Source organism: Deltaproteobacteria bacterium (assembly GCA_016874735.1).
Classification (GTDB): domain Bacteria; phylum Bdellovibrionota_B; class Oligoflexia; order Oligoflexales; family CAIYRB01; genus CAIYRB01.
Window position 1 is genome coordinate 1 of sequence record VGTI01000140.1, and the last position, 3,788, is coordinate 3,788.

General features: G+C 51.3%; 2 protein-coding genes. One reads left to right on the plus strand and one right to left on the minus strand.

The genetic code is table 11. The features are described 5' to 3' along the window. Positions 1-405 precede the first annotated feature (405 nt). Positions 406-1,521, plus strand: coding sequence for a M28 family peptidase (locus FJ146_19675; GenBank protein MBM4254191.1), 1,116 nt, complete (start codon positions 406-408; stop codon positions 1,519-1,521). Between the two features lie 405 nt (positions 1,522-1,926). Here FJ146_19675 and FJ146_19680 read toward each other — a convergent pair whose 3' ends face one another. Beyond that, positions 1,927-3,435, minus strand: coding sequence for a transposase (locus tag FJ146_19680; GenBank protein MBM4254192.1), 1,509 nt, complete (start codon positions 3,433-3,435; stop codon positions 1,927-1,929). Between the last annotated feature and the right edge of the window lie 353 nt (positions 3,436-3,788).

A 3,788-nucleotide genomic window follows, 5' to 3' on the forward strand; every position in this document is an offset into this window, starting at 1 on the left:
GCGGATTGAGCCAGCGACAGTAATCCTTCGGTAACCACCACTTTAGGCCTGCGTTGGTATATAACCGTTCTGAAATATTGACCTAACATACTAAAAACACTACAATACGGAAATGTCGGGCATTTCCGTATGCGAGTGGGTCATGTGCCGCATTTTTCGCCAGCAGATGCTGCACTCTCCCTCCGCCGCTGCTGCGGCGCAGCGCATCTCTGCCAAGAGTAGGCCGCCTACTTAGTGCTATGGATGGTTAAGCCGATTTGCCAATGCACTTCGCTACATCTACCGACTGCAGCCAAATCAAAACTGCCTCTGCAAGGTGGGTAGATTGGATTAGCAAGTAGAATCAGTTAGCATGTATTTGGCAGCACCAAGGGAACAGTGCGCAGTACACCCGGAAGGCTTATTATGGCTAAAAGCCCGACCAGACTAACAGGACGTATATTAACCGCTTTAGCTCTAGCCATTGTTGCCACTAATTGCTGGCGGCATTCAAAGTCATCTAAATCAAGCCCAGAGCCTAGTCCTGCATATTATTCGAGTTCGAGCTTTGTGCTCGATGATGCGCTCGCTAAAAGTGATCTATCTGAATTAAGCGCTAGCCCCCACCCCATGGGTTCAGAGCGGCAGCGCGCCATAGCCGCCTGGCTCACCCAACGCCTCAAGTCTGTGGGTATCGATAGCATTAGCGATGAATTCAAAGCTGTCATACCCAATCCAGCAGCACTTGCTTCGAATGCGGGGCCAGTAGACCTAACTTTAGAGCGCGCAGGTATCAATATTTATACGACGCCGATTGGTAATCGTGATGCTTCTTGCGTAATAGCTTTGGCCACCCATTTTGACACTAAATCCTTAGAGGGCATAGCATATCTCGGCGCCAACGACAGCGGCTCCTCGACAGCGGTATTGCTACAGCTCCTCGCCTTTATTAAAAAAAGCAACGACTTTGGTCGGATGAAGTGTGCCGTAGTAGGTTGGTTCTTTGATGGCGAAGAGGCTGTGCTCAAGGATTGGAACGATGGCCAAGTCGTTCACCCGGCAAAAATCATTGATCACACCTACGGCAGCCGCAACCTTGCCAGTAAGCTTGTCGACTGCGGGAGCGAGGGTGCCCCGCCGATGTGCATCCCGCGGGCATTAGCACCTATGAATTCAACCAACCCAGGCCGGCCGAACGGACCGCTACTTCTGGGGCTAATCTTGCTAGATATGGTGGGCTCACCCGATATTAAGCTGACCCGCACCACAAGCACACTTGCAGAACTGCAAGGAGAAGCGGAGCGCGGAGCCAAAGAATTAGGCTTTCCACTCCTGTGGGATTCACAAAGTCTAGATCTGGAGAATGATCACACCCCTTTCTTCGAAATGGGAATACCCACGATTGATCTTATCGACTTTAAACATCTGGACCACTGGCACAAAGACAGTGACACGCCAGATCGGATTGCTACATCGAGCCTCAATATCGCAGGGCGTCTAGCACTGTATTTGGTTTCTGTGTTTGGCACTGAAGGCTCTTGAGCGCCGTGTATGGCCCTTAGTTCAGTCAAATTTTCTGAAAAACAAAGTGCACTGGTGACGTTAAGCTGTCCAATTAAGGCGCTCACTTAAAGGCGTATTTTGCTTTGTTTGTCGGTCAAACGGTCATGCTTAATGTACAGCATGAAAAATAAGGGCCCCCATCCGATGGTAGGACAATCAACTCCCATTTCCCCAGCACACGAACCTGCTTCCCACGCCAACTCGTCCTCCTCCGCATCCCACTCTCTGCCTAAATGGCGGGATATCTCTGAACCAGGCGCCGTTTCGGCCACCTTGACTAGGGCTAATCTCTGCAATGGTCCGTAGCTTTGGCCACCTGGGCAATAGGATGCCTCGGCCTATCTACTGATTGGACCCAGTTTCATTAGTTGGCTTTTATTTGGGTCAGCTCAGGTGTTCCCTCGACCAGTCGTCAGACTCAAAGTGGAACTCTCCCTGCTCATGTCTAGGCGGAGCCCTGGGCGGAGGCTCGTAGTCGAGACCGAGGTGTTTTAGGTATCGCCTCGCTTCCATGGGGTCAGTTATTGCGCAGACTTTGGCGAGATCGCCGCCACATTGAGGGCACGTGGTGACGTCGATCTTGAACACTTGTGCTAGCATCTTGGACCAGGTGTAGTTCTTGAACTCACCCTTTTTCTCGCCCTCCGTTGCATCATCTCCAAACTGGAATCCTTTCTTTATCTCGGGCCTGAGCGTTACGTCTTTCCGGTAAGGGGAGTTGGGTGCAAAAACCCCAGACCACCGTACGAGATGACTGCGCGGCGGGGGAGTGAGTGCCACCAGCTTCTCAATAAACTCCGTCGGCGTGAACACAAGATGCGTAGTTCCATTAGACCATAGAGTTTTGAGTGCTAACTTGACGTCGCCGTTTGCTATGATCTCGAGACGGTCGTTGGATAGTGGTCCCCTGGCGATGTATTCGATCAGTTTGTAAAGTCGGTCGCGAGCATGAGTATTAACAGCGGTATTGGTGTGGAGTGAGAAGCCGTTAACTGAGTAGCAGCGCTTGCCTTTAGCCAGCGGCACTTCGCCCTCATAGCCGAAGCCACCGCCGATCTTTCGGACGTAACTTCCGGCATTAGGACCAAAGGCGATTTTGCCGCTAATCGAGGCTGCTAGTGCGGCCGTAAGAGATTCGTGATCTTGAAACAGTGGGTCGAGTGTGGGGTTTAGAACTATATCGCCGTCTTTACCCAAGTAGCCACGTTTGATGCCGAGACTGCGGACCAGGTTAGCGATGCTCTCAACTAGACTGGCAACTTCTTCATCGCTAATTGGCTCCAAATTGCGAAAGCGTGCGACATCGCCATATCTGGTGTAAACACCATCAATGCAAAGTAAGTGAATGTGCGGGTTTAAGTTTAACGCTGATCCCCAGCGCTGAGTGAAACAGATAGTCCCCGGCGTTGCATCGACGATGCCAGCGTCATGAGCTTCATGCAGGTAGTGGCGATGAATCTCCCTGGTAACGAGACCAAAGACCTCAGAGGCAAAGCGCTTATTCGTGTGCAGCCAGTAACGCAGCGGGATTGGGAATGACACGACGAATTGCCGATAAGGTACGAGCGGAAGTACATTTTGCGTCAGATGAGTGGCAGCCTCGGCCATGCGTTTGGCACAGCAACTCGGGAAGAAACCGCGTTTTTTACAACTAAATGCGACAATCTTTTCGTCACAGCATGTCGTGCATTTAAGGCGTATGAAACCGTGTGCGAGAATGCCGCATTTGAGATAAGCCTCGAACTCTTTGACCACATAATCGGGTAGGGGCCGCTGCTCAGCTTCGCGCTCTGAGATGAAGGTGTTTAGATGGCCTGCAATGATTTGAAAGCAGTGTGTGAGCTCGGGGCGTCGCCTTTGGTAGGCGCATGATCGGGTAGCGGCATTTGACATGCCTGAGTTTTGATCACGAGCTCTGGGGGGTGAGGAAGGGACATGAGTATGAGGCGCCTAGATGTCGCCGGAGGGCTTGTGGGCGATCGAAGCTAAAAGACCCAGCGGATTGAGCCAGCGACAGTAATCCTTCGGTAACCACCACTTTAGGCCTGCGTTGGTATATAACCGTTCTGAAATATTGACCTAACATACTAAAAACACCACAATACGGAAATGTCGGGCATTTCCGTATGCGAGTGGGTCTATGTTTGAAAGATCATGTAATCTACCGAAAAACCATTCTTTTTTTCTCTTTGGTGCACGCGGCACTGGCAAGACCAGTCTGATTCGGTCGCAGATTAAGCACGAAC